Annotated in this window: 18 protein-coding genes and 1 pseudogene; 13 read left to right on the top strand and 6 right to left on the bottom strand. The window is 75.3% G+C overall.

All coding sequences use genetic code 11. From position 1 onward, the window contains the following. Positions 1–102: 102 nt before the first annotated feature. The 4 genes and pseudogenes from ABZW03_RS12595 (at position 103) to ABZW03_RS12610 (ending at position 5,540) form a co-directional block, all read left to right on the top strand. Complete coding sequence (locus ABZW03_RS12595; RefSeq protein WP_355255695.1) at positions 103–1,686, top strand: hypothetical protein; 1,584 nt, start codon at positions 103–105, stop codon at positions 1,684–1,686. Between the two features lie 1,024 nt (positions 1,687–2,710). Then, positions 2,711–4,306: a glutamine-hydrolyzing GMP synthase gene (guaA, locus tag ABZW03_RS12600; RefSeq protein ID WP_355255698.1), complete on the top strand. Its 1,596-nt coding sequence runs from the start codon at positions 2,711–2,713 to the stop codon at positions 4,304–4,306. Between the two features lie 214 nt (positions 4,307–4,520). Continuing rightward, a pseudogene (locus ABZW03_RS12605) lies at positions 4,521–5,039 on the top strand (DoxX family membrane protein); the annotation flags it as partial. 216 nt (positions 5,040–5,255) lie between these two features. Further along, positions 5,256–5,540 (top strand): Rieske (2Fe-2S) protein, encoded by a 285-nt coding sequence (locus ABZW03_RS12610; RefSeq protein WP_355255738.1) that lies wholly within the window; start codon positions 5,256–5,258, stop codon positions 5,538–5,540. A gap of 28 nt (positions 5,541–5,568) precedes the next feature. Here the strand turns inward: ABZW03_RS12610 and ABZW03_RS12615 are convergent, their stop codons facing one another. Further along, the gene (locus ABZW03_RS12615; protein WP_355255701.1) at positions 5,569–5,778 is read right to left on the bottom strand and encodes a hypothetical protein; all 210 of its coding nucleotides are present in this window, start codon (positions 5,776–5,778) and stop codon (positions 5,569–5,571) included. Continuing rightward, on the bottom strand, positions 5,775–7,259 hold the full coding sequence (locus ABZW03_RS12620) for a PspC domain-containing protein (protein WP_355255704.1): 1,485 nt from the start codon (positions 7,257–7,259) through the stop codon (positions 5,775–5,777). Before ABZW03_RS12620 ends, ABZW03_RS12615 begins: the two co-directional genes overlap by 4 nt. Positions 7,260–7,522: 263 nt before the next feature. On the opposite strand from ABZW03_RS12620, the gene ABZW03_RS12625 reads away from it, so the two are divergent. The 3 genes from ABZW03_RS12625 (at position 7,523) to pcrA (ending at position 12,247) form a co-directional block, all read left to right on the top strand. Continuing rightward, positions 7,523–8,857, top strand: coding sequence for a PspC domain-containing protein (locus ABZW03_RS12625; protein WP_355255741.1), 1,335 nt, complete (start codon positions 7,523–7,525; stop codon positions 8,855–8,857). After that, a complete protein-coding gene (locus ABZW03_RS12630) occupies positions 8,850–9,527 on the top strand; it encodes a response regulator transcription factor (protein ID WP_355255707.1) in 678 nt (225 codons plus the stop codon). The genes ABZW03_RS12625 and ABZW03_RS12630 overlap by 8 nt, the downstream gene beginning before the upstream one ends. A gap of 83 nt (positions 9,528–9,610) precedes the next feature. Next, complete coding sequence (gene pcrA, locus ABZW03_RS12635; RefSeq protein WP_355255710.1) at positions 9,611–12,247, top strand: DNA helicase PcrA; 2,637 nt, start codon at positions 9,611–9,613, stop codon at positions 12,245–12,247. A gap of 21 nt (positions 12,248–12,268) precedes the next feature. Here pcrA and ABZW03_RS12640 read toward each other — a convergent pair whose 3' ends face one another. Next, positions 12,269–13,066 carry a M23 family metallopeptidase gene (locus ABZW03_RS12640; protein WP_355255713.1) on the bottom strand — a complete coding sequence of 266 codons (798 nt, stop codon included), beginning with the start codon at positions 13,064–13,066 and terminating at the stop codon, positions 12,269–12,271. A gap of 322 nt (positions 13,067–13,388) precedes the next feature. Here ABZW03_RS12640 and ABZW03_RS12645 point away from each other — a divergent pair, with 322 nt between their 5' ends. Further along, positions 13,389–13,793, top strand: coding sequence for a cobalamin B12-binding domain-containing protein (locus ABZW03_RS12645; protein WP_224285525.1), 405 nt, complete (start codon positions 13,389–13,391; stop codon positions 13,791–13,793). A gap of 74 nt (positions 13,794–13,867) precedes the next feature. Here the strand turns inward: ABZW03_RS12645 and ABZW03_RS12650 are convergent, their stop codons facing one another. Together ABZW03_RS12650 and ABZW03_RS12655 are read right to left on the bottom strand one after the other, a co-directional pair. Next, positions 13,868–15,451, bottom strand: a complete 1,584-nt coding sequence (locus tag ABZW03_RS12650) for a DUF5691 domain-containing protein (RefSeq protein ID WP_355255716.1) — start codon at positions 15,449–15,451, stop codon at positions 13,868–13,870. A 121-nt stretch (positions 15,452–15,572) separates the two neighbouring features. Beyond that, positions 15,573–16,871 carry an SWIM zinc finger family protein gene (locus tag ABZW03_RS12655; protein ID WP_355255719.1) on the bottom strand — a complete coding sequence of 433 codons (1,299 nt, stop codon included), beginning with the start codon at positions 16,869–16,871 and terminating at the stop codon, positions 15,573–15,575. 190 nt (positions 16,872–17,061) lie between these two features. On the opposite strand from ABZW03_RS12655, the gene ABZW03_RS12660 reads away from it, so the two are divergent. The 5 genes from ABZW03_RS12660 to sucD all read left to right on the top strand — a co-directional run bounded on the left by ABZW03_RS12660 (position 17,062) and on the right by sucD (position 24,272). Next, entirely contained in the window at positions 17,062–18,147 is a 1,086-nt protein-coding gene (locus tag ABZW03_RS12660; protein WP_355255722.1) for an AAA family ATPase, read from the top strand. 64 nt (positions 18,148–18,211) lie between these two features. After that, complete coding sequence (locus tag ABZW03_RS12665) at positions 18,212–20,578, top strand: DUF5682 family protein (protein WP_355255724.1); 2,367 nt, start codon at positions 18,212–18,214, stop codon at positions 20,576–20,578. A gap of 115 nt (positions 20,579–20,693) precedes the next feature. Continuing rightward, positions 20,694–21,887: a VWA domain-containing protein gene (locus ABZW03_RS12670; protein ID WP_355255726.1), complete on the top strand. Its 1,194-nt coding sequence runs from the start codon at positions 20,694–20,696 to the stop codon at positions 21,885–21,887. A gap of 303 nt (positions 21,888–22,190) precedes the next feature. Further along, a complete protein-coding gene (sucC, locus tag ABZW03_RS12675) occupies positions 22,191–23,363 on the top strand; it encodes an ADP-forming succinate--CoA ligase subunit beta (RefSeq protein WP_355255729.1) in 1,173 nt (390 codons plus the stop codon). Positions 23,364–23,381: 18 nt separating this feature from the next. Continuing rightward, positions 23,382–24,272, top strand: coding sequence for a succinate--CoA ligase subunit alpha (gene sucD, locus ABZW03_RS12680; protein WP_355255732.1), 891 nt, complete (start codon positions 23,382–23,384; stop codon positions 24,270–24,272). A gap of 75 nt (positions 24,273–24,347) precedes the next feature. Here sucD and ABZW03_RS12685 read toward each other — a convergent pair whose 3' ends face one another. Then, entirely contained in the window at positions 24,348–25,964 is a 1,617-nt protein-coding gene (locus ABZW03_RS12685; protein WP_355255735.1) for a hypothetical protein, read from the bottom strand. Positions 25,965–26,491 lie beyond the last annotated feature (527 nt).

The following is a 26,491-nucleotide window of genomic DNA, read 5'->3' on the forward strand; positions in this document are numbered from 1 at the left end:
ACACGCTGAACCTCCGACTGCCCGCGCAGCAGCTGTCGTTCATCATCAACCACGCCGCCGACCGGTGCGCCCGGGTACCCGCCCGTCACCGGGCCGCCCGCCGTGGGCAGTTGGGGCGGCGGTACGCCGTACGACCCGCGGAGCGGGCAGTCGCCGGCGCTGCGGTGGCTGACCGGCGCGGACTGGCGTCCGGCGCTCCGGGCCGCGATCGCCCCGACCGGCGTGCTGCTGCTGGTGGCGCTGATCGCGGCCGTCCCCAGCGACTACGACTACGACACCTTCATCGCGGCGCCCGGCTTCGGCGAGCGGTTCGGCGCGGCGCTGGCGATGGCGCTGAACGCGCTCGGCGCGCCGTTCGAGCTGACCGGGCACCCGGCGTCCGGCCGCGACCGCCTCGACGACCTGGACCTCGTGTTCCGGGTGCTGCCGATGACCGTCACCGTGCTCTGGATGCTGGCGCTCTGGCTCGGCCTGCGGGCCGGGGCCCGCAGGCGCAAGGCGGCCGGCGCCCAGCTGACCCGGGGCGAGGCCGGTGGCGAGGCGCTGCGCACCGCCGTGGTGCTGGCCGGGGTGACGCTGCTGCTCGGGCTGGCCGGCGGGGCGACCTGGCGGCCGGAGCTGACCGACGACTACTCCGGCTACCCCCTGCGGAGCACCGGCATGGGCTACGGCGCGGAGTCGGGCTGGCTGGAGGCGGTCGGCTGGACCGCGCTGCTGGCCGCCCTGCCCGCCTTCGCCGTCTACGGCACCGACGCCCTGCGCTGGGCGGCCTGGCGCAGCCGGTCGGTGCGCGGCTGGGCGGTGGCCGCGCTGACCGCGGGCCAGGCGCTGGCGCTGGCGGTCGGGCTGGCCGCGGTGGCGGCCTTCGTGGTGGTGGCGGCGAACAGCGAGGACGGTGTGGCGACGGCGGTCTCGCTCGCCTTCCTGCCCAACCTCGGCCTGCTCCTGCTCGGTTTCGGCTCGGGGGCGACCCTGGGGACGCACGCCGGGATGTCCGGTGACGACGCGAGCTGGGGCGACCGCGACAGCAACCTGGAGTTCTCCTTCTTCGACCTGCGCGACGCGAGCGCCGACTGGCGCTGGAGCGGCCTGCTGGCGCTCGCCGCGGCCCTCCTGCTCGGCTGGTCGGCGTACCGGCGGCGGCTGGACGCCGCGGACCGGCTCCGGCTGGCGGCCGTGTACGCGTCGGTGCTCACCGTGCTGATGACCGTGGCCGGTGCGGGGATGACGCGGACGATGTCGATGCGGGGCTGGATCTCCTCGGACCGGGTGGACGTGTCCCAGGAGAACTCGGTCGGCCTGGTGTTCCTCGGCCTGCTGCTGGCCAACCTGGTCTGGGCGGCGGCCGGCGCGCTGGTGGTGCCGCCGCTGCTGGCGGCCGTGCGCGGCCGGGGCGCCGCCGTGCCGTACGGGGCGGCGGCGTACGGGGCCGGGCCGTACGGGGGCGCGCCGTACGACGCGGTGCCGCCGGAGGTGCCGTACCCGACCGCGCCGGGGTACGGCGTCCCGCCGCAGGGCGCTCCGGCGTACGGGGTGCCGGTCCAGGGCGGGCCGCCGCAGGACGCGCCGCCCGCTCCCGTTCCCGGGACGGGCGACGTGGTCGGCTCGCGCGAGGGGCCGCCCGCCCCCGCCGCGCCGCGGCCGACGGAGCCGGTCGACCCGAGCGTCTGGCGCGAGCACCCCTGAGCGGCCGCGGACGCGGGCGGAGACACGGGCGCAGGTGCTGACGCGCGCCTGAGCACGGCGGCCCGGACAGGGCAAAGGGCCCCGCGGGGGAACGGGGCCCTTTGTCGTTCAGCACTCGGCGTCAGGGCCGCGCCGGTGCTGGGGTGACGGCGCCGGGGGAGGAGCGCCGTCGTGTCGGTTGGCTTCGGGACGCGCCGTGCGGTTCCGGCGTGGGTGGCCGGCCGCGCGGGGCGCGCACGCCCGTGCGCGGTGGGCCCGGTGCGCTGGTCTGCGCCGGTCCCGTGATCACGGAGCGTGAACGGAGGGCCGCTGCCGCCTCCCTGCGGCGCGGCTGCGGAGAACGCCGTCGCGGGCCTCCTCGGTGGGCCGCGAGGCGCCGGGAGAACCGCTTACAACGAGCATCGTGCTGGACGAGGGGCTCGCTCTGCAACCGGTTCGGCAGAGTTCGGCACAGAGCAGTTCCCGCCGGGGCCGCCGTCGATGATCACGGTGCGTAGTGGTCCGGGTGGTTGTGGCGCACGGGGACGCGCGTAGCGGTGCGGGACGGACGGGGGCGTGCGCCCGGGCGCACAGCGGATCGGACCGGGGTGCGACGGCCGGCCCCGGGCGTCCCCGGACTCCGGCCGTCCCACCTCTCGGCCCAGTCGCGGCCGGGGTCGCTGTCCCCTGCTGGCCGGCCGCGGCACCCGCGCACGGTCCCACGGAGCCGCGTGCCCGGCGGACCGGGCGGCGGCACCACGTGCGCCGGTGGACTGGGGTGGAACTCCACGCGTGGTCCTGCTGCCGTACGGCGGTGCCCCCGCGGGGACGGGCGGCGCGTCTGGCGGGCGCGGCGCGGCCGTACGTTCGTCAGAAGCAACGAACCGCGGCCCCGCCCGGTCACGGTCCTTTGGACGGGCAGACGAGTGAAACCGGACAGCCCGGTAGAATCGGTGTCCAGACACCCCACACCGTCCGCAGCCGCGGCCCCCGCCGGGGAGGCGGCCACGCGCGACACCTCGATACCGCTGCCGGAAGGCCGTCTGTGTCCTCTGCAATTCCCGTCCAGTCCGCGCCGGACAACGACCCCGTCCTGGTGGTCGACTTCGGCGCCCAGTACGCCCAGCTCATCGCCCGTCGGGTGCGTGAGGCGCGGGTCTACAGCGAGATCGTGCCGAGCAGCATGCCGGTCGCCGAGATGCTCGCCAAGAACCCCAAGGCGATCATCCTCTCCGGCGGACCGTCGTCGGTCTACGAAGAGGGCGCGCCGCAGATCGACCGCGCGATCTTCGAGGCCGGTGTCCCGGTCTTCGGCATGTGCTACGGCTTCCAGCTGATGGCCAAGACCCTCGGCGGCACCGTCGACAACAACGGCGCCCGCGAGTACGGCCGCACCCCGCTGACCGTCTCCCGCACCGGCTCCACCCTGTTCGAGGGCGTCCCGGCGCAGCACTCGGTGTGGATGTCGCACGGCGACGCCTGCTCCGCCGCCCCGGAGGGCTTCGCGGTCACCGCCTCCACCGACCTGGTCCCGGTCGCGGCCTTCGAGAACGACGAGGCCCGGCTGTACGGCGTCCAGTACCACCCCGAGGTGCTGCACTCCGACCACGGCCAGCAGGTCCTGGAGCACTTCCTCTACCGCGGCGCCGGCATCGCCCCGACCTGGACCACCGGCAGCGTGGTCGAGGAGCAGATCGCCCTGATCCGCGAGCAGGTCGGCGACAAGCGCGCGATCTGCGGCCTGTCCGGCGGCGTGGACTCCGCGGTCGCGGCCGCCCTGGTCAACAAGGCCATCGGCGACCGGCTGACCTGCGTCTACGTCGACCACGGCCTGATGCGCAAGGGCGAGACCGAGCAGGTCGAGAAGGACTTCGTGGCCGCCACCGGCGTCCAGCTGAAGGTGGTCGACGCCTCCGAGCGCTTCCTGGACGCGCTGAAGGGGGTCACCGACCCCGAGGAGAAGCGCAAGATCATCGGCCGTGAGTTCATCCGGGTCTTCGAGCAGGCCCAGGCCGAGATCATCGCCGAGGCCGGCGAGCACGGCGAGTCGGTCGACTTCCTGGTCCAGGGCACTCTGTACCCGGACGTGGTGGAGTCCGGCGGCGGCACCGGCACCGCCAACATCAAGTCCCACCACAACGTCGGCGGCCTGCCCGAGGACCTCCAGTTCCAGCTGGTCGAGCCGCTGCGCAAGCTGTTCAAGGACGAGGTCCGGATGGTCGGCCAGGAGCTCGGCCTGCCGGAGGAGATCGTCCAGCGCCAGCCGTTCCCGGGCCCGGGCCTGGGCATCCGGATCGTCGGCGAGGTCACCAAGGAGCGCCTGGACCTGCTCCGCGACGCCGACGCGATCGCCCGCGAGGAGCTGACCGCGGCCGGTCTGGACCGCGAGATCTGGCAGTGCCCGGTCGTGCTGCTCGCCGACGTCCGCAGCGTGGGCGTGCAGGGCGACGGCCGCACCTACGGCCACCCGATCGTGCTGCGCCCGGTCTCGTCCGAGGACGCCATGACCGCCGACTGGTCGCGCCTGCCGTACGACGTGCTGGCGAAGATCTCCACCCGGATCACCAACGAGGTCCGCGACGTGAACCGCGTCGTCGTCGACGTCACCAGCAAGCCGCCGGGCACCATCGAGTGGGAGTGACCACTTCCGCCGGCCGCCGGGGCGCGAGTTCGCGCTGAGGCCGGTGCCTGAACGGCCGCGCCGTCGTTCCCGTACTGGAGGGAGCGACGGCGCGGCCGTTCGCGGTGCGGGGGCCGCTCTCCGGGAGGGACCTCCCACCGAAAGCGGTCGGGAGCGGGCAGAATGCGGACCGGACCTGTCAGGGAGTGGCAGGCGACGAGGGAAGGTGTGAGGGATGTCGGAGGCCAGCAACGCGGTGCCGGCCGGTGGGGGAGCGGCCGGCCGGGCCGACCGGGCGGCGCGGTGGCGGGCGCTCGGGTCCACGTACGCGCTGCTGCCGCTGCGGCTCTTCCTCGGCGTCACCTTCGTCTACGCCGCGCTCGACAAGCTCTCCGACGCCCACTTCCTGGCCGGCGCGGGCGACCCGGCCTCCTTCGTCTCGCAGACCCAGGCGGCCAAGGCGGGCGGCAGCCCGATCTCCTTCCTGCTCGGCCCCGCCCTCGACCACCCGACCCTGTTCGCGCTGGCCATCGCCTTCGGCGAGCTGGCGGTGGGCCTCGGCACCCTGCTCGGCCTCTGGGGCCGGGTCGCCGCGCTCGGCGGCGCGCTGCTCAACCTCAGCCTGTGGCTGACCGTGAGCTGGAGCGTCGCGCCGTACTACCTCGGCAACGACCTGGTCTACCTGATGGCCTGGATCCCGCTGGTGCTGGCCGGCACGCCGTACCTGTCGGTGGACGGCTACCTGGCCCGCCGGGCCGGGCGGGACCGCGCGCGCGGGCTGGGCGAGGACCACGTCAGGCGCCGGGCCCTGGTGGACGGCGGGATCGCGGCCGTCGCGATCGGCGGGGCCGGGCTGCTCACCGGCTCGCTGACCCGCACCTTCGGCCGGGACCGGTCGGCCGAGCCCAAGCAGTCGGCGGCCCCCGTCTCCGCCGCCCCGGCGCAGGCCCCCGCGGTGCCCGCCGCGAGCGTGCCGGTCGGCGGCTCGGCCCAGGTCAAGGACCCGGCCACCGGGGACGCCGTCTACATCGTCCAGCCCAAGGCCGGCCAGTACTGCGCCTTCTCCGCGGTGTGCACCCACTCCGGCTGCGCCGTGGACGCCCCGAAGAACGGCCAGCTGTACTGCCCCTGCCACGGCTCCCGGTTCGACGCCGCGACCGGCGCGGTGGTCAACGGGCCGGCGGTCAAGCCGCTGCCCCGGTACGCCGTCAGCAAGGACGGGGACCAGCTGACCCTGGGCCCCCAGCAGAGCTGAGGACCCGGGGCCGGTCGGCGCCCCGCGCTCACTCCTCGCGGTCGGGCCGGCCGCGCCGGGCCACCGCCGCGACCGCGCCGGCCAGGCCGCCGACGCCGAGCACGATGAAGGTGACCGGGATGACGATCCGCCCGTTCACCGACTGGTCGTTGACCGCCGCGACCAGGTAGAGCACCGCGATCACGGTGAACAGCGCGCCCGCGATCAGTGAGAACAGGTCGAGCCGGTGCTTCCTCACTTCTGGACCACCTTGATGTTGCCGAGCCCGATTCCGAGTTCGAGATTGAGGGTGCCCTTGGCCGGCTGCCCGTTGGCAGGGCCGATCAGGTAGGTGTGCCGCCCGGTGCCGTCGCTGCGCTCACCGGGGACGTCGACGTTGCCCAGGCCGACCCGGACCACCAGGTTCACCGTCACGTCGTCCGGCACGGTGACGGTCATGTCGCCGGTGCCGAGGTCGGCCTTGGTGGCGAGGGTGGCTCCGGCCGGGTCGAGCGCGGAGAGGTCCAGCCGGACCGTCCCCGCGCCCAGGTTGTACCGGTCCCGCAGGTCGGCCGCCGAGACCACGGTCCAGTCGCGGTCGCCGACCGCGTTGCGCACGGAGTCCGGGGAGTGGCCGACGAAGGCCAGCGCCAGGGTGAGCAGCAGACCGGTCACCGCCAGCCGGCGGGCCCGGCCGAACTTCGCGCCGACCAGCAGCGTCAGGCCCACCACCAGCAGCGCGGTGGCCAGCACCGTCGTGCCCAGCACGGTGGGGTCGTGGCGGTCGGCGGAGGCGGCCCAGACCGCGGCGCCCGCGCCGACCGCCAGCAGGAAGCCGAAGAAGCCGAGCGCCGAGCGCTCCCGGGGGCGCCGTACGGCGGCGGGGGCGTCGCGCCGCGCCGCGCCCTCCTTGCGCAGCGGGTCGCCCTCCGGCAGGTCGGTGCGCTGCCACCAGGGCCGGGCCGGGCCGCCGGCCGGCGGCACCGGGGTGCCGTACGGCGGGGTCGGAGTGCCGTACGCGGGAGTCGGGGTGCCGTACGGCGGGGTCGGGGTGGCCGAGGAGGTGCTCCCGTACGGGTTGCGCTCGGGGTGGCGCGGGTCCCAGAGGTAGCCGCCGGCGTCGGAGGCCTTCCCGGCGGGCCGGGCGGTGGGGTGCTCCGCGCCGGCCGGCCCGTCCTGCTCCGGCCGCGGCCAGCGGTAGGCCCCGGTGCCGCCGGTGACCCCGGCGGTGCCCTCGGCGTCGGGGAAGTGGCGGTCGTACGGGCCGCCGCGCCGGCGTTCGCGCCCCCGGCCGCGGCCCCGGCGGCGCTCCGGGTCGTAGCGCACCGCCAGGAAGACCAGGGCGGCGAGCAGCAGCAGCGGGAACATCTGGTCCCCGTCGCCCATCATGGAGAAGAACACCCCGGTGCCGATCACGGTCAGCAGCACCGCGCCGACCGACTGGCCGTCCACCCGCCCGGTGAGCACCCGCTGGAGCTCGGTGCGCCCGCCGCGGCCCTTGGCGTCGTCGGTCGGGACGATCAGCCAGGCCAGGCCGTACAGGAACAGCCCGAGGCCGCCGGAGAGGCAGAGCACCACCGTGACGATCCGGAAGACCACCGGATCGATGTCCAGGTGCCGGCCGAGGCCGCCGCAGACGCCGGCCACCACGCGGTGGTGCTCGGCCCTGGTCAGCGGCGGGCGGTCCGGTTCCGGCGGGGCGGCGGGCCCGGCCTCCTCGATGCGGGGGTCCTCGGTCATGGGCACCATCCTTCCGGCAGCGGACGGCCCGGCCCAACCGGGTGGACCCCTGTCCGTACCCTGACTTGTCCCTGATACGGGATGGGGACACACCCTGATGCGCCCGCGGGCGCCCGCGTGGAACCATCGGTGGCGTGGCAGCCCCCGGTACCGATCCCCGATCCATCGCCCCCGACACCGCCTCGTCGGCCGGCGCCGACCCGAGCGCGCCCGATGACGGGCGGCCGCCCTACCGGCGGCTCTACCGCAGCCCGCAGGGACGGATGCTGGGCGGCGTCGCGCACGGCCTGGCGGTGCACCTCGGGCTGCCGGTGCGGTGGGTGCGGATCGCCTTCGTGGTGCTGTTCTTCGCCCAGGGGATCGGCGCGCTGCTGTACGCCGCGTTCTGGTTCGTGGTGCCGATCGGCATCGGCGAGCCCTCGCAGCGCGGCGGCGCCCAGTGGGTCTACCTGAACGGGACGTTCGTCCCGGCCTCGCCCGGGCTGCAGGGCGGCCTGCTGAGCAAGGACGGCGGCCGGGCCGGCGGCTGGGTCGGCCGGATGCGCCGGCTGCTCCAGCACACCCTGCAGGGCGAGCCGGTGACCGCCGCCGAGGGCGAGGAGGCCGGGGCGGCCGACAAGGGCGGGCAGGGCGGCCTCGGGCAGCTCGCCGCCCTGGTCATGACGGTGATCGGCCTGATCGCCCTGCTCAACGTGCTCGGCTGGCAGACCGCGAAGCCGTACACCTGGCCGCTGCTGGCGATCGGCGTCGGCGTGGCGCTGGTCTGGCGGCAGGCCGACGACTCGCGCTGGCAGCGCTGGTTCGGCATCGAGGAGGGCGAGAAGCGGCGCGGCGCCTACACCCGGGTCGGCGCGGGCGTGCTGCTCGCGGTGGCCGGCACCATCGCGCTGCTCGCCATGCAGGGCAGCGGCTCCACGCTCAGCTCGGTGATCGAGGCCTCGCTCGCGGTGCTGGCCGGCGTGCTGGTCCTGCTCGGCCCGTACGGCCTGCGGCTCTGGCAGGACCTCGGGGCCGAGCGCACCGCCCGCATCCGGGCCCAGGAGCGGGCCGAGATCGCCGCCCACATCCACGACTCGGTGCTGCACACCCTGACCCTGATCCAGCGCCGGGCCGAGGACCCCAAGGAGGTGCTGCGGCTGGCCCGCTCGCAGGAGCGCGAGCTGCGGCTGTGGCTGTACCGCCCGGAGGCCGCCGCCGAGGCCGCGCCGGACACCATGGCGGAATCCCTGCGGGCCGCCGTCGCCGAGGTCGAGGACCGGCACGGGGTCCCGGTCGAGCTGGTGATCGTCGGCGACTGCCCGATGGACGAGCGGATCGCGGCCCAGATGCAGGCCGCGAGGGAGGCGACCGTCAACGCGGCCAAGTACGGTGGCGGGGGACCGGTCCAGGTCTACGCCGAGGTGGAGGGGAGGACGGTGTCGGTGTTCGTCCGCGACCACGGCCCCGGCTTCGACCCGGACACGGTGCCCGAGGACCGGATGGGCGTACGGGAGTCGATCATCGGCCGGATGAAGCGCAACGGCGGCACCGCTCGGGTGCGGCCGGCTGCGGGCGGCGGCACCGAGGTCGAGCTGGAGATGGAGAGAACTGATGACTGAGGCAGCGCCGGAGCGCACCGCGCGGGTCGTACTGGTGGACGACCACCGGATGTTCCGGACGGGGGTCAGGGCCGAGATCGGCCGCACCGAGGTGACCGGCATCGACGTGGTCGGCGAGGCCGACGACGTGGACTCGGCGGTCCGCGTGGTCGCCGAGACCAGGCCGGACGTGGTGCTGCTCGACGTCCACCTGCCGGGCGGCGGCGGCGTCGAGGTGCTGCGCCGCTCGGTCGGGGTGATGGGCGAGCAGGGAGGGGTGAAGTTCCTGGCGCTCTCGGTGTCGGACGCCGCCGAGGACGTCATCGGCGTCATCCGCGGCGGCGCGCGCGGCTACGTGACCAAGACCATCACCGGCACCGACCTGGTGAACGCGGTCTTCCGGATCGCCGACGGCGACGCGGTGTTCTCGCCCCGGCTGGCCGGCTTCGTGCTGGACGCCTTCGCCGCCACCGACACCCCGCCGGTGGACGAGGACCTGGACCGCCTGACCCAGCGCGAGCGCGAGGTCCTGCGCCTGATCGCCCGCGGCTACGCCTACAAGGAGATCGCCAAGCAGCTCTTCATCTCGGTGAAGACCGTCGAGAGCCACGTCTCCGCCGTCCTGCGCAAGCTCCAGCTGAGCAACCGCCACGAGCTGACCCGCTGGGCCACCGCCCGCCGCCTGGTCTGATCCGCCCGGCGCCTCGGGCCCGTCCGGCCGGATCCGTCCGGGCGGACGGGCTTGTCGGTGGGTGGCCATAGACTCGATGTGCCATGAGTAGCCTCTTTGACGACCTCCCGCTCCCCGGTTTCGAGGCACCCGCCGCCGGGTCGAAGCAGCCCGCCGCTCCCGTCGACGAGGAGCCCCCGCCGTACGAGGAGGAGGCCCCGTACGACGCGTACGAGGAGGCCATCCCGGACGGGTTGTTCCAGACCACGGCTTTCAACGAGCCGGGGGGCGCGGCCGAGGCCGAGCGGGACGCCTGGTACCGCAACGGCGCCGCGCGGACGGTGGTGGACCCGGCGCAGCTGCTGGAGGGGATGAACGACCCGCAGCGCGAGGCGGTGCTGCACGCGGGCTCGCCGCTGCTGATCGTGGCCGGCGCCGGCTCGGGCAAGACCCGGGTGCTGACCCACCGGATCGCCCACCTGCTGGGCGCCCGCGGGGTGCAGCCGGGGGAGATCCTGGCGATCACCTTCACCAACAAGGCGGCCGGCGAGATGCGCGAGCGCGTCGAGGCGCTGGTCGGCCCGCGCGCCCGGGCGATGTGGGTCTCCACCTTCCACAGCGCCTGCGTGCGCATCCTGCGCCGCGAGTCCAAGCAGCTGGGCTTCACCTCCAGCTTCTCGATCTACGACTCGGCCGACTCGCAGCGGCTGATGGCGCTGGTCTGCCGCGACCTCGACCTGGACCCGAAGCAGTTCCCGCCGAAGTCCTTCACCGCGAAGATCAGCAACCTCAAGAACGAGCTGATCGACGAGGAGACCTTCGCCGACCAGGCCGCCAACCCGATGGAGAAGAAGCTCGCCGAGGCGTACGCGCTCTACCAGCGGCGGCTGCGCGAGGCCAACGCGCTGGACTTCGACGACATCATCATGACGACGGTGAACCTGCTGCAGGCCTTCCCCGACGTCGCCGAGCACTACCGGCGCCGGTTCCGGCACATCCTGGTCGACGAGTACCAGGACACCAACCACGCCCAGTACATGCTGGTCCGGGAGCTGAGCGGAGGCTCGGTCGCGGCCGCGCCGAAGCGCACCGCGGACGGGGACTTCGTGAACCCGGCGGCCGGGCGGCTGGCCGAGGTGCCGCCGGCCGAGCTGTGCGTGGTCGGTGACGCGGACCAGTCGATCTACGCCTTCCGCGGCGCGACCATCCGCAACATCCTCCAGTTCGAGGAGGACTACCCGAACGCGACCACGATCCTGCTGGAGCAGAACTACCGCTCCACCCAGACCATCCTGAGCGCCGCCAACGCCGTCATCGAGCGCAACGCCAACCGCCGCGAGAAGAAGCTGTGGACGGCCGGCGAGCACGGCGAGAAGGTCGTCGGCTACGTCGCGGACGACGAGCACGGCGAGGCCCAGTTCATCGCCGACGAGATCGACCGGCTCACCGACAAGGGCGAGGCCAGGCCCGGCGACGTCGCGATCTTCTACCGGACCAACGCCCAGTCCCGCGTGTTCGAGGAGGTGTTCATCCGGGTCGGTCTGCCGTACAAGGTGGTCGGCGGGGTGCGCTTCTACGAGCGCAAGGAGGTCCGGGACGTCCTGGCGTACCTGCGGGTGCTCTCCAACCCGGAGGACACCGTGCCGCTGCGCCGGATCCTCAACGTGCCCAAGCGCGGCATCGGCGAGCGGGCCGAGGCGATGATCGACGCGCTGGCCGCGCGGGAGCGGATCTCCTTCGCCCAGGCGCTGGTGCGGGTCGACGAGGCGTACGGGATGGCCGCGCGCTCGGCCAACGCCGTCAAGAAGTTCAACACCCTGATGGCCGGGCTGCGCCAGGTGGTCGAGTCGGGTGCGGGCCCGGCGGCGGTGCTGGAGGCCGTCCTGGAGGAGACCGGCTACCTGGCCGAGCTCCAGGCCTCCACCGACCCGCAGGACGAGACCCGGGTGGAGAACCTCCAGGAGCTCGCCTCCGTCGCGCTGGAGTACGAGCAGGACCCGGGCGAGCGGCCGGACGCGGGTGAGGAGGGCACGCCGCCGGTCGGCTCGCTGGCCGACTTCCTGGAGCGGGTCGCGCTGGTCGCCGACAGCGACCAGATCCCGGACGAGGACGAGGACGAGGACGGGCAGGGCGTCATCACGATGATGACCCTGCACACCGCCAAGGGCCTGGAGTTCCCGGTGGTCTTCCTGACCGGCATGGAGGACGGGATCTTCCCGCACATGCGGGCGCTCAACCAGGTCAAGGAGCTGGAGGAGGAGCGCCGGCTCGCGTACGTCGGGCTCACCCGGGCCCGCGAGCGGCTGTACCTGACCCGCTCGGTGCTGCGCAGCGCCTGGGGGCAGCCGGCCTACAACCCGGCCTCGCGGTTCCTGGAGGAGATCCCGGAGGCGCTGGTGGAGTGGAAGCGCACCGGGGCGGCGCAGGCGCCGGTCCAGCGCGGCTACTCCTCGGGCTCGTCCTGGGGCAAGTCCTCGTCCGGGGGCGGGAGTTCGCGCTCCTCCTCGTCGTCGGCCGGGCCGAAGGCCGGGTGGGGGCAGTCGGCGCGGCGCGGCGGCCAGGTGGTGGAGCGCGAGGTCGCCTCGCTCGCGGTCGGCGACCGGGTCACCCACGACAGCTTCGGGCTGGGCACGGTGGTGGCCGTCACGGGCGCCGGGGACCGGGCGCAGGCCACCGTCGACTTCGGCACCGAGGGGCGCAAGCAGCTGCTGCTGCGCTACGCGCCGGTCGAGAAGCTGTAGCCGGGGAAGCGGTGAACTGAACTAGCGCGGGTCCAGCCCGTTCGCGAGGAACCAGGGCAGCGGGTCGATCGGTCCGCTGCCCTGCGGCCGGATCTCGAAGTGCAGGTGCGGGCCGGTGCTGTTGCCGCTGCTGCCGACGAAGGCGATCACGTCGCCCTGCTTCACCGGGCCCTTGCGGACCTTGTACGCCCGCAGGTGGCAGTACCAGGCCTCGGTGCCGTCGGGCATCTTCAGGATCGTCATGTAGCCGTAGAACGGGTTCCACTGGGTGCGGATCGTGCCGTCCGTCACGGCGTAGACCTCGGAGCCGCCGTCCACCGGGAAGTCGATGCCGGTGTGCCGGTTGGCCCAGCGGGTGCCGGCCTCGCCGAACAGTTCGCCGAGGCCGTGCCGGGCGACCGGCATGGCCACCTTGGGCCCGACCGGTTCGGCGGTGGGCTGCGGGGCGGGGGCCGGGGCCTCGGTGGGCTGGGCGCCGGCCAGCGGCCGGCGGGCGTCGCCGCGGGAGGCCTGGGCCGGCGCGCCGGCCGCGAGGGCCTGGGCGGCCGCCGCCTGCGCGGCCGCGGTGTCCGGGGCGTCCTCCACCGCGGACTGCGGGACCCGTCCGGCGGCCTGGGCGCGCTGCTGGTCGGCCTCCCCCTGCACGGTGACCGCCGCCGCGGCGGCCACCCCGAGCGCGGCCACCGAGGGCAGCGCGACCCGCAGCAGCGCCGTCCGGGTGGCCGCCCTGGCGGCGCCGCGACTCTGGGTGCGGGACTGCTCGCGGGCGGCGAGGCGCAGCTCCGCGCGGGTCGGACGGGCGGCTGCATCGGGAGCCATCGGGGGCTGCCTCCTCGGTGGGCCTCGGACGTCGTCGGACGAGGGAAAACAGCCGTGACTGTAGCGCCGAGGCCGACGCCCCGGAAAAACCTCTGGATGTCAAGGGGTCGGCCGGGGGGTCTGTGCGGAGGTTGCGGGGAGGGCGGGTATACCCGCTGGTAGCAAGGCCTGGAGCTGTGACTTTGCCCTCCTCTTCGGGGGCGGCACGGTCAACCGCGCCGGGTGGCGCTAACCTCCCCTCAGGTTGGTTATTGGCCGTTAACCGCGCCGGCGGCCCACGAGGCCCGGTCGGATGGTGGACGACGAGGTCCAGGAGGCAGTCATGAGTGTGTCGGGGCCGATCCGTGTGGTGGTCGCCAAGCCCGGGCTCGACGGTCACGACCGTGGTGCCAAGGTCATCGCGCGCGCCCTGCGCGACGCCGGTATGGAGGTCATCTACACCGGACTGCACCAGACGCCCGAGCAGGTCGTCGACACCGCGATCCAGGAGGACGCGGACGGCATCGGGCTGTCGATCCTCTCCGGCGCCCACATGACGCTGTGCGCGCGGGTGCTGGAGCTGCTGAAGGAGCGCGACGCGGAGGACATCAAGGTCTTCTGCGGCGGGATCATCCCGGACGAGGACATCGCCGAGCTCAAGGCGATGGGCGTCGCGGACATCTTCACCCCGGGCACGCCGACCCGGGACGTGGTCGCCTGGGTCGAGTCGAACCTGCGGGCCGGCTGAGCCGCGGCGCGTCGAGCGGGCCGGCCCCTTCCGGGACCGGCCCGCTCCGTCGTTCCGGGTGGCGCCCGGCGGGTTCAGCCCGCCAGCTCCGCGAGCATCGCCGCCCGGAAGCGCAGGGTGCCGGCCAGCCGGGCGAAGGTCTCGGACCAGGCGGAGTCCGGGGCGGCCCCGGCGGCCAGCTCCTCCACCGCCGCGGCCGTCTCCGGGGCGAGCGCGCGCTCCGTCATCCCGAGCACCCCGCTGTGGCTCCACGGGTACGCCCCGGAGGCCGCCGCCTTGGCCAGCGCGGTCACCACGGCGGTGGACAGCGGCGGCGTCCACGGGGTGGCGCAGGCGCCGAGCAGCTGGAAGGCCTCGCCCAGCCCGTGGGTCTCGATGAACGCGGCCGTCCAGACGGCCCGCTCCTCCGGCGGCAGGACGGCCAGCAGCTTGGCCGGGGCGCCGGTGGTGCGCGGCGAACGGGCCCGCGCACCGCGCCCGGTGACGGGTGCCGGGCCGAGCAGCGCCCGGGCCCAGTCGGCGTCCTGCTGGCGGACGGCGGCCCGCGCCCAGGCCTCCCGCAGGTCGTCGGCCCAGCTGCTGCTGGTCTCGTCGATGCTGTCGCCGACCCGCAGGGCGAGTAGCTGCTCGGGCGTCAGCCCGGTGCTCTCCGGCCAGACCGACAGCGGCGCGGCGGCCACCACCTCGCCGAACCACCAGGCCCGTTCGCCGCGCCCGGTGGGCGACTTGGGCGCGATCCCGTCGCGCTGCATCTGCGCGTCGCACTCGGCGGGCGGGGTGACCAGCAGGTGGGTGCCGGTGCCGGCGAGCCGGACGGCGGCCCGCGCCCGCTCGGCCATCCGGCGGGCCAGGGCGGAGCCGGGCAGGGTGGAGAGCAGTTCGGCGGCGGTGGCCCGGACGTTCTTGCTGCGGTCGCCGAGGGCGGCCTCCAGGAACGGTTCGTCGGCGGGGGAGAGGCCGTCCTGGAGGGCGTCCAGGAAGAGCAGCCGGTCCTCGGCGCGCTCGGTGGACCAGGTGCCGCGCAGCAGGTCCAGGCCGGCCGCGGGGTCGCGCCGGCGCAGCAGCGTGAGGTGGGTGACCCGCTCGGCGAACAGGCCCTCGTGCCAGAGCCGGTCGTCGGCGGACGGCTGCGGCAGCTCGGGGGTGGTGGTGCGCAGCACGAACCGCCAGTCGGGGTTCCGCTCGGCCAGCCAGCGGCCCAGCGGACCGGCCAGCGCCACGGCGTCGGCGCGCAGTTCGCTGCGGGCCCGGGCGGCGTCGAGCAGGCCGGGTATCAGCGCGGCGGGCGGGCGCAGGCCCCGGGCCCGGGCGGTGTCGAGCCACTGCGGCAGCAGCTCGGCCAGGTTGGCCAGGGTGCCGCCGGCGCTGCCGCTGCGCCCGGAGAGCAGGACGGCCAGTCGGCGGGCGGCCGGCTCGGGCAGCTCCGGACGGGTGTCCTCGGCCGCGGGCGGGCCGGGCGGCTCGGCGGCCGGGACGGGCAGCGCGCCGGCCCGGCGGCGGACGGCGGCCAGCGCGGCCAGCTCCAGCAGGGCGGTGGCCGGGTCGCTCCGGTCCATGGCGTCCTCGAGCGGCAGGGCGGTGGCCGGGAGCGGGCGGCGGTCGGTGCCGAGCAGGGCGGTGGTGCGCAGGGTCTCCCACGGGTCCTGGGTGATCGTCATTCTCGGTACTCCTGGGCGTGTCTCGGGGGTTTCGGCGCCGCGGGCCCGGCGGGGATCCGCACGGCGCGCCGTGGGGCGTGTCCGACGATTCCGGTCGGGCTCGCGCATCGTCGGACGCGCCCTATGCGGTGGTGAGGCCGACCGGGCGCCGGCCGGCGGCCCAGGCCGTGACCGGGGCGAAGCCCTGGTGGCCGTACTCGCCGAAGACCGTCAGCGGGCGGCCGGTGGAGACCGCGGCCAGCCGCCACAGCGCCGCCTCCGGGACGGTCGAGGTGCGGACCGGCACGGTGTGGTGGCCGTCCGTCAGGAACCAGCCGTCCGGGGCGTGCACCGGGACGACGCCGTCGAGCACGGTCGGCCGGCTCTCCAGCCACGGGTCGTCGGCGACGGCCGTGCCGTAGCCGGCCACCGCCTCGGCGACGGTGAGCCCGGCGGGCGGGTCGGCGGGGCCCGGCTCGGGGGCGCCGAAGCGCTCGCCGAGGGTGGCGCGCAGCGGGTGGGCGCCGGGGTGGTAGGCGAGTTCGGCCTCCACCAGGTGGCCGGTGGGAAGGGCGAGGACGGGGGCCTGGCCGGGGCGGCCGAAGGAGAGCAGCAGCGCGAAGCGGCCGGTCTTGGCGCCGCGCAGCCAGATCCGCCGGGTGACGAGCCGGTCGTCGGAGGTGTCCCGGCTGCCGAGCACCAGCCAGCGGTCGCGGACGGTGGGGCCGGCCAGCACCTCGGTGGCCTCCACGGTGTAGCCGACCCTGGTGCGGACGGTGGCGGCCAGCTCGGCCGGCAGCTCGTCCAGCCGGGTGGCGGCGGTGGCGAGCAGGTGCAGCAGCGCGTACTCCTCCAGCAGCCGCTCCTGCGGCAGCGCGTCCAGCTCGCGGACCCGGGTGGCCAGGCCGGGGGCCTGCGCGTCGACCATCCGGGCGGCGACCTCCTCCCAGGGCCCGGCGGTGGACTGGTCGGCCAGGCCGTGCCGGACCCGGTCGGCCAGCCGCAGCCGCAGCTCGGCCGCCCCGGCCGCGACCCGCGCGCCGCGCTTCTCGGCCCGGCGCCGGGCGGCCTCCGGGTCGGGCTGCTCCTTCACGCGCTTCTCCGCGCGCTCCTGGCGGGACGCGAGCCACTCGGCCACCCAGTCGGCGGGCTCGCCGGCCGGGACGGCCTCCGGGGTGCCGCTCCACAGCAGGAGGAGCCCGAGCGCGTGCTTGCACGGGAACTTCCGGCTGGGGCAGCTGCACTGGTAGGCGGGCGTGGCGAGTTCGATCGCGGTGCGGTACGGCGTGCGGCCGCTGCCCTTGCACTCGCCCCACAGCGCGGTGCCGTCGGTGCCGGTGCCGGACCACGGCGCGGGCGCGGAGAGCTTGCCCGCCGCCTTCTGCGAGGCGGCGTCAGGGGCCAGGGACAGGACGTGTTCGGTGCTCCAGCGTTCCTCCATGCGACCGACCGTAGGCGGTGGCACTGACAGCGGCTGACGGCCCGTCCGGAGCGCCCGGCGGCGCCGGCGGCCGATGTCAGTGGCTCGGTGCAGGGTGGTTCCCACAGGCCGGGACGCCGACCTGGCTCCCCCCGATCACCCTGCCGCCCGGGGCACCCGTGTGCCCGGCGGCCGACCCGAAGGAGCCCCCATGACCGACGTTCTGCGGCAGCACGCCGAGGACGCCTTCGCCGGTGAACTGGCCGCGCTGGCCGCGCAGGACGACCGTCCGCGCCCCGAGCGCTGGAAGCTCTCGCCGTGGGCCGTGGCGACGTACCTGCTCGGCGGCGAACTGCCCGACGGCACCCGGATCACCCCCAAGTACATCGGCCCGCGCCGGGTCGTCGAGGTCGCCGTGACGACCCTGGCGACGGACCGCGCGCTGCTGCTGCTCGGCGTGCCGGGCACCGCGAAGACCTGGGTGTCCGAGCACCTGGCCGCGGCGATCAGCGGCGACTCCACGATGCTGGTGCAGGGCACCGCCGGCACCCCCGAGGAGGCCGTCCGGTACGGCTGGAACTACGCCCAGCTGCTCACCAATGGCCCCAGCCGGGACGCCCTGGTGCCCTCGCCGCTGATGCGGGCGATGGGCGACGGGAAGATCGCCCGGGTCGAGGAGCTCACCCGCATCCCGGCCGACGTGCAGGACAGTCTGATCACCATCCTGTCCGAGAAGACGCTCCCGATACCGGAGTTGGGCGCCGAGACCCAGGCGGTGCGCGGCTTCAACGTGATCGCCACCGCCAACGACCGCGACCGCGGCGTCAACGAGCTGTCCAGCGCGCTGCGCCGCCGCTTCAACACCGTGGTGCTGCCGCTGCCGGGCTCGCTGGACGAGGAGGTCGACATCGTCACCCGCCGGGTCAACCAGCTCGGCCGCTCCCTGGAACTGCCCGAACTGCCCGGCGGCGCCGAGGAGATCAGGCGCGTGGTCACCGTCTTCCGCGAGCTGCGGGCCGGGATCACGGTGGACGGCCGGACGAAGGTCAAGACCCCGAGCGGCACCCTCTCCACCGCCGAGGCGATCTCGGTGGTGACCAACGGACTCGCCCTGGCCACCCACTTCGGCGACGGCGTGCTGCGCGCCGGGGACGTGACGGCCGGCATCCTCGGCGCCGTCGTCCGGGACCCGGTGGCGGACCGGGCGGTCTGGCGCGAGTACGTCGAAGGGGTGGTGCGCGAGCGCGACGGCTGGAAGGACTTCTACCGCGCCGCCCGCGAGGTGACGGCAGCGTGAGCGAGCGAACCATCGAGAGGCGCCGGTTGCGCGAAGCGCCCGCCGAGCGAAGCGAGGTGGGGGCATGAGCGTCGAGGTCGCCCTCCTCGGTATCCGCCACCACGGCCCGGGCTCGGCCCGGTCGGTGGCCGCCGCGCTGGCGCAGTGGCGGCCGGACGCGGTGCTGATCGAGGGCCCGCCGGAGGCCGACGGCATCGTCCACCTGGCCGCCGAGAAGGACCTGGTCCCGCCGGTGGCGCTGCTCGCCCACGCGGTGGACGACCCGGCGAAGGCCGCCTTCTGGCCGTACGCCGAGTTCTCCCCGGAGTGGGTGGCGATCCGGCACGCCGTCGAGCACGACCTGCCGGTCCGCTTCATCGACCTGCCCGCCGGGTACGGCTTCGCGCCGGCCCCGGAGGACGGCGCCGAGCAGGACGCCGCCGGGGACGAGGCCGCCGGGGACGAGGCCGCCGAGCCGGTCGCCGACCCGCTGGCGCTGCTCGCCGAGGCGGCCGGGCACGACGACGCGGAGCGCTGGTGGGAGGACGTGGTCGAGCACCGCGCACCCGGCACCGACGCGCTGGCGCCGTTCGCCGCCGTCGCCGAGGCGATGGGCGCGCTGCGCGCCGAGGGCCTCGGCGAGTCCCGCCGGGACCTGCTGCGCGAGGCGCACATGCGCCAGCAGATCCGCGCCGCCCGCCGCGCCGGGCACCAGCGGATCGCCGTGGTCTGCGGGGCCTTCCACGTCCCCGCGCTGGAGGACATGCCCACCGTCGCCCACGACCGGGCCCTGCTCGCCGGGCTGCCGAAGAAGGTGCGCACGGACGTCACCTGGGTGCCGTGGACGCACCGCCGTCTCTCCCAGGCCAACGGCTACGGCGCCGGCGTGCAGTCGCCCGGCTGGTACCACCACCTGTTCACCACCGACGGGGACCCGGTGCCGCGCTGGCTCACCCGGGCCGCCGAGCTGCTGCGCGCCGAGGACCACCCGGTCTCCTCCGCGCACGTGATCGAGGCGGTCCGGCTCGCCGAGAGCCTCGCCGCGATGCGCGGCCGCCCGCTGGCCGGGCTGACCGAGACCCTGGACGCCGTGCGCGCGGTGCTCTGCGAGGGCTCGGACGTCGCCCTGGAGCTGGTCCGGGACCGCTTGGTGGTCGGCGACGCGCTCGGCGAGGTCCCGGACGCCGCACCGGCGGTGCCGCTCCAGCGCGACCTGACCCGGCTGCAGCGCTCGCTGCGGCTCAAGCCCGAGGCCGCGCCGAAGGACGTCGACCTCGACCTGCGCAAGGAGACCGACGCGGCCCGCTCCCGGCTGCTGCACCGGCTGCGGCTGCTGGGCGTGGACTGGGGCGTGCCCGCGCGCTCCTCGGTGAACTCGACCGGGACGTTCCGGGAGAGCTGGCGGCTGTGCTGGCAGCCCGAGTTCGCGGTCCGGATCGCCGAGGCCGCCCAGTGGGGCACCACGGTCGAGGAGGCGGCCGCCAACAAGGCCGTCGGCACCGCCCGCGCCGCCGAGGAACTCGCCGAGCTGACCGGCCTGGTGGAGACCTGCCTGCTGGCCGGGCTGTCCGGCGCGCTGCCCGCGGTGATGCGGGTGCTGGCCGACTGCGCGGCCCTGGACACCGACGTCGCCCACCTCGCCGGCGCGCTGCCCGCACTGGTCCGCGCGCTGCGCTACGGCGACGTGCGCGGCACCGACCACGGCGCGCTCGCCGAGGCGGCCTCGGGTCTGGCCGAGCGGATCTGCGTCGGGCTGCCGCCCGCCTGCGTCGGCCTGGACGCGGAGAGCGCGGCGGCGATGCGCGGCCGCCTCGACGAGGTGCACGGCGCGATCGGCCTGCTGGCCGCCGATCCCGGCACCACCGGGGACGGCGCCGACGACGCCGGTACCGCGCCGGACATCGACGGCCTGGCCGGCCTGCCCGACCGCTGGGCCGCCGCCCTGGGTTCGCTGGCCCGCCGCGAGCCGACCGGCGGACCGGCCACCGGCGCCCCCGGGCTGCTGCGCGGCCGGGCCGTACGGCTGCTGCTGGACGACGGCCGGCTCGACTCCGAGGAGGCCGGCCGACGGCTGCGGCTGGTGCTCTCCGTCGCCAACGCCCCGGCGGACGCGGCCGGTTGGGTCGAGGGCTTCCTGACCGGCGGCGGCGCCCTGCTGCTGCACGACCCGAGGCTGCTCGCCCTGCTGGACGAGTGGCTGACCGGAGTCGGCGGGGAGGTCTTCACCGACGTCCTGCCGTTGCTGCGCCGCACCTTCGCCGGACTGGAGGCGGGCGTGCGCACCACCGTCGGCGCCCGGGTCGCGGCCGGCCCGCTCGGCGAGCCGACGGCCGCCCCGGCCGCGGCCGGCGAGCTGGACCGGGCCCGCGCCGACGCCGCCGTCCCGGTGGTGGCCGTGCTGCTCGGCATCCGTCCGAAGATCCCCCGGCAGGCCGCCGGCCGCGACACCTGACACCGGCCGCACGGCGACACCCGACGGCAGCCGCACGACACCGCCGTACCGAACACACCTGCCGTACCGAACACACCTGCCGTAACCGCAGGACCCGCTGAAGGAGGAGGACGAGATGGCAGCGCCCACGACCGACGAACGGCTGCGCCGCTGGCGGCTGGTGCTCGGCGGCGAGGCATGGGGGCACCCCCGGCCGGAGGCTGGGGGAGGCACCGGCTGCACCCTGCGCGGCCGCGACGCCGCGATGGACGGCGCCCTCGCCGCGCTCTACCGCGGCGCCCCCGAGGAGGGCGCCCGGGCCGGCCGCGGCGCCCGCCGCAGCGCCGGGCTGGGCGGCTCGGCCCCGCAGGTGGCCCGCTGGCTGGGCGACATCCGCGAGTACTTCCCGTCCACCGTGGTGCAGCTGATGCAGCAGGACGCGATCACCCGGCTCGGCCTGGACCGGCTGCTGCTGGAGCCGGAGATGCTGGAGGCCGTCGAGCCGGACGTGCACCTGGTCGGCACCCTGCTCTCGCTCAAGCACGCGCTGCCCGAGACCACCCGGGAGACCGCCCGGGCGGTGGTCGGCAAGGTGGTCGCGGACCTGGAGCGCCGGCTCGCCGACCGCACCCGGGCCACCCTCGGCGGCGCCCTCGACCGCAGCGCCAAGGTCAACCGGCCGCGCCACCGCGACATCGACTGGGACCGCACCATCCGGGCCAACCTGAAGAACTACCTGCCCGAGCACGGCACCGTCGTCCCCGAGCGGCTGGTCGGCTTCGCCCGCGCCCAGCGCGCCGTGAAGAAGGACGTCATCCTCTGCATCGACCAGTCCGGCTCGATGGCGCCCTCGGTCGTCCACTCGGCGGTCTTCGGCGCGGTGCTCGCCTCGATGCGCACCCTGGACACCCGGCTGGTCGTCTTCGACACCTCGGTGGTCGACCTCACCGAACAGCTCACCGACCCGGTCGACGTCCTGTTCGCCACCCAGCTCGGCGGCGGCACCGACATCAACCGCGCGCTCGCCTACTGCCAGTCGAAGATCACCCGGCCCTCCGAGACCGTCGTGGTGCTGATCAGCGACCTGTACGAGGGCGGCATCCGGGACGGCATGCTCAAGCGGGTCGCCGCGATGAAGGCGGCCGGCGTCCAGTTCATCGCCCTGCTCGCGCTCTCCGACGAGGGGGCCCCGGCGTACGACCACGCGCACGCCGCCGCCCTGGCCTCGCTCGGCGCGCCGGCCTTCGCCTGCACCCCGGACGCGTTCCCGGAGATCATGGCGGCGGCCATCGAGAAGCGCCCGATCCCGGTCCCCTCGCAGGGGGCGTGAGGGATTCACCCGAACGCGCTAATCCGCCCGATCGGTGGACCGGCCGCCGCCCCCGGCCCCGCCGGGCATTCTGTGACGGTTCTCACCCAAGACGGGCAGGCCCCGGGCGAAACAGGCCCGTCCCACGGGGATAACCTGCCAGACGGACGTGACGCGCGTGTTGATTGACGTGTGCGCCCGTGGCTGTGTGGGCCGCAAGGCCGTACCTCTGCGTACCCGCACCGCCCCGACGACCCGCAGCGAAGATCCTGCCGTGGCACGCTCGTAGAGACACAATCCGCGACCACGAACAAGGACAAACACGTGGACCTGTTCGAGTACCAGGCGAGGGACCTCTTCGCCAAGCACGGTGTGCCCGTGCTTGACGGCGATGTCATCGAGACCGCCGCAGACGCTGCCGCCATCGCGGAGCGCTTCGGCGGCCGCGCCGTCGTCAAGGCTCAGGTGAAGGTGGGTGGCCGAGGCAAGGCCGGCGGCGTCAAGCTCGCCGCCGACCCGGCGGACGCCGTCGCCAAGGCCGAGCAGATCCTCGGCATGGACATCAAGGGCCACACCGTTCACAAGGTGATGCTGGCCCAGACCGCGGACATCAAGGACGAGTACTACGTCTCGTTCCTGCTGGACCGCACCAACCGCACCTTCCTGGCCATGGCCAGCGTCGAGGGCGGCGTGGAGATCGAGGTCGTCGCCGAGCAGAACCCCGAGGCGCTCGCGAAGATCCCGGTCGACGCCAACGAGGGCTGCACCCCGGAGAAGGCCGCCGAGATCGTCGCCGCGGCGAAGTTCCCGGCCGAGGTCGCCGACCAGGTCGCCGAGGTGCTGCAGAAGCTGTGGACCGTCTTCATCAAGGAGGACGCCCTCCTCGTCGAGGTCAACCCGCTGATCAAGTCCGGTGACGGCAAGATCATCGCGCTCGACGGCAAGGTCTCCCTGGACGAGAACGCCGAGTTCCGCCAGCCCGAGCACGAGGCGCTCGAGGACAAGGCCGCGGCCAACCCGCTCGAGGCGGCTGCCAAGGCCAAGGGCCTGAACTACGTCAAGCTCGACGGCCAGGTCGGCATCATCGGCAACGGCGCGGGCCTCGTCATGAGCACCCTCGACGTGGTCGCCTACGCCGGTGAGAACCACGGCGGCGTCAAGCCCGCCAACTTCCTCGACATCGGCGGCGGCGCCTCGGCCGAGGTCATGGCGAACGGCCTGGAGATCATCCTGGGCGACCCCGACGTCAAGTCGGTCTTCGTCAACGTCTTCGGCGGCATCACCGCGTGCGACGCGGTCGCCAACGGCATCGTGCAGGCCCTCGCCCTCCTGGAGGGCAAGGGCGAGGAGGTCACCAAGCCGCTGGTCGTCCGCCTGGACGGCAACAACGCGGAGCTGGGTCGCAAGATCCTCGACGACGCCAACCACCCGCTGGTCCAGCGCGTGGACACCATGGACGGTGCGGCCGACCGCGCCGCCGAGCTGGCCAACAAGTAAGGAAGGGGACTTAACACCATGGCTATCTTCCTTACCAAGGACAGCAAGGTCATCGTCCAGGGCATGACCGGCGCCGAGGGCATGAAGCACACCCGCCGCATGCTCGCCTCCGGCACCCAGATCGTCGGCGGCGTGAACCCGCGCAAGGCCGGCACCACGGTCGACGTCGACGGCACCGAGATCCCGGTCTTCGGGTCGGTCGCCGAGGCGATGGAGAAGACCGGCGCCGACGTCTCGGTCCTCTTCGTGCCGCCGGCCTTCACCAAGGCCGCCGTCGTCGAGGCCATCGACGCCGAGATCCCGCTGGCCGTCGTCATCACCGAGGGCGTCCCGGTGCACGACACCGCCGCCTTCTGGGCGCACGCCGGTGCCAAGGGCAACAAGACCCGCATCATCGGCCCGAACTGCCCCGGCCTGATCAGCCCCGGACAGTCGAACGCCGGCATCATCCCGGCCGACATCACCAAGGCCGGCAAGATCGGCCTGGTCTCGAAGTCCGGCACCCTGACCTACCAGCTCATGTACGAGCTGCGGGACATCGGCTTCACCTCGGCCGTCGGCATCGGTGGCGACCCGGTCATCGGTACCACCCACATCGACGCGCTCAAGGCCTTCCAGGAGGACCCGGAGACCGAGCTCATCGTCATGATCGGTGAGATCGGTGGCGACGCCGAGGAGCGTGCCGCGGCCTTCATCGCCGAGCACGTCACCAAGCCGGTCGTCGGCTACGTCGCGGGCTTCACCGCCCCCGAGGGCAAGACCATGGGCCACGCCGGCGCCATCGTCTCCGGCTCCTCGGGCACCGCCCAGGCGAAGAAGGAGGCCCTCGAGGCCGCCGGTGTCAAGGTCGGCAAGACGCCGTCCGAGACCGCCCGCCTGGCCCGCGAGATCATCGCCGCCCAGGGCTGATCCCGCCCCCGCGCGAGTCGAGCGCCCCCGCCCTCCCCGGGCGGGGGCGCTCGCCGTTGCGGCTCCGTACCGGCCTCACGGCACCTTCGGCCCGGTCGTGCAGGGCAGCGGCGACCACAGTCGGCAGACCACCGGGCCCTGCGGCGGGGGAGCGGCGCCCCGGGCCGCGGCCGGCAGCTCCCAGCGCGCGGCCGCCTGCGGCCGCGGCTCCACCAGGACGGCCTCCAGGCCGGGCGCCGGGCTGCACCAGAGGCTGGCGATGCCGTACGGTGCGCCGCCGGGCGCCAGCGGCACGCCCGGCTCCACCGGCTCCACCCCGGGGGCGGGCCGGCACAGCGCGGGCACCGGCGGAGCGGCCGGCCGGAACAGCACCGCCGGGCGCACCCCCGCCAGGGTCGCCAGCGTCGCCCCGCCCACCGCGACCGTCAGCAGCGCCGCCGCCCCCGTCCGGCTCGCCGTCCAGAGCCGGTGCCGGGCCCGCAGCACCGCGACCGGCGTCCGGTGCGGCTCCGGGCAGCCGCGCACCGCCGCCCGGTGCAGCAGCGCGCTCAGCCCGTCCGCGAAACCCGGCGCCGCCGGGTCCGGCCCGACCAGGTCCGGCACCCACCGCGCCAGCGCCGCCCGGGCGGCCCACACCCGCCCCTCGGCCGCCGCCCGGGTGGACTCCACCTCCACCGCGACCTCCGCCGCCGGCAGCCCCAGCCCGTCGTGCAGCACCAGCGCCCGGCGCTGCGGCCGGGACAGCCGCTTGAGCGCCTTCAGCAGCGCCCGGTCCCGGTCGGTCAGCCGGTCGTGGTCCGGCAGCACCGCCTGCGCCTCGTCGGCCGGCCGCACCTTGATCCGCCGGTGCGGCAGCCCCCACGCGTGCGCCCGCCGGGGCCCGCCCCGGTGCCACGGGGAGAGCGCCAGCTCGCAGGCCCGCACCCGTACCCACCCCTCCGGGCTCCCGGAGGCGGCCACCGCGCCCCAGCACCGCCGGGCCTCCCCGAACGCCCGCCGCACGCAGTGCACCGCCCGGTGCCGGCAGGCGGTCAGCAGGAACACCTGCTGCACCAGGCGGGTGTGCGCGGTCTCGTAGAGCTCCTCGAAGCTCATCGGGAGAGGGGCCGGGGGCTCCGCGTCCAGGTCGTCGTCCGCCCCCGAGGGCGCGGCGGCGGCCAGCGCCGCGCGGCCGGGGCTGGCGGAGCCGCCCTCGGCCGGGGTGTGGGCGGGTGCGGCGGGGGGCTCCGCCGGTGCCTGGTCGGGGCTGGTGGTCGGGGCCGTGGCGGGTGCGTGCTCGGCCGGGGCGTGGGCGGGTGCCGTGGCGGGTTCCGCCGGTGGCTGGTCGGGGCCGGCGGGTTCGGAGGCCGACGGCCGCGCTTCGTCGGCGCCCTGCGCGGCCGGAGCTTGGTACGGAGTGTCGCTGCGGCCGTCCGTGGCTGCGGTGGCCGCCGACGTGCGGTTGAGATCCGGGGCCGGGCGCCCGTTCGCGGCCGAGGCGCTCTCCGGCCGCGCTTCGTCGGCGCCCTGCGCGGCCGGGGCCTGGTGCGGAGTGTCGCTGCGGCCGTCCGCGCCCGCGGTGGCCGCAGGCGCGCGGTCGAGCTCCGGGGCCGGGCGCCCGTTCGCACCCGAGACGTTCTCCGGCTGCGCCTGCTCGGCGCCGGGGTCTGCGGGAGGTGGGGATCCGACTGCGCCGCTGGGGGGCGTCGGCATGCTTCGGTCGCCCGTGTTCGCCCCCGAGGCGCTCGCCGACCGCCCCTGCCCGCCACCGGTGTGCCGACCGGGAGCCTCTGGGGGCGTGGGCCCGACTCCGTCGCCGGGGCGGCCCGGGGCCACCGCAGCTGTCGGCCCGCCGAGCGTGGTGGCGGCGTCCGCCGCGAGCCCGGGCGTACGCGCCCCCTCTGCGCGCCCCGGGGCGGCGCCCGTCACAGCGGGCGGCTGTACGGGGGGAGCCTGGCGCGGCTTCTCGGCCGGCGTCCTGAGTTCTGCGCCGTCCCGGGTCGGCCCGGCCGCCTGCGGGCGCTCGTTCGCGGCCGTCCGCCGGGACCCGCCGGAGGTGCCCGGTGCGGGCTTCCTGGTGCGGGAGCGGGGGTGCCTCCCGGCCGTGTCCCCGCCCGTCCCCGTCCCTGCCTCAGCCCCAGCCCCTGCCCCCGCCCCGGGCCCGACGGCGGCCGGCCCCGCGGGAGCCGGGCCGGGCCGGCGCCCGCCCGAGGCGGGGCCCAGGCCCGCCGGGTTGAGGC

Origin of the sequence: Kitasatospora sp. NPDC004799, from assembly GCF_040609095.1 — a bacterium.
Classification (GTDB): domain Bacteria; phylum Actinomycetota; class Actinomycetes; order Streptomycetales; family Streptomycetaceae; genus Kitasatospora.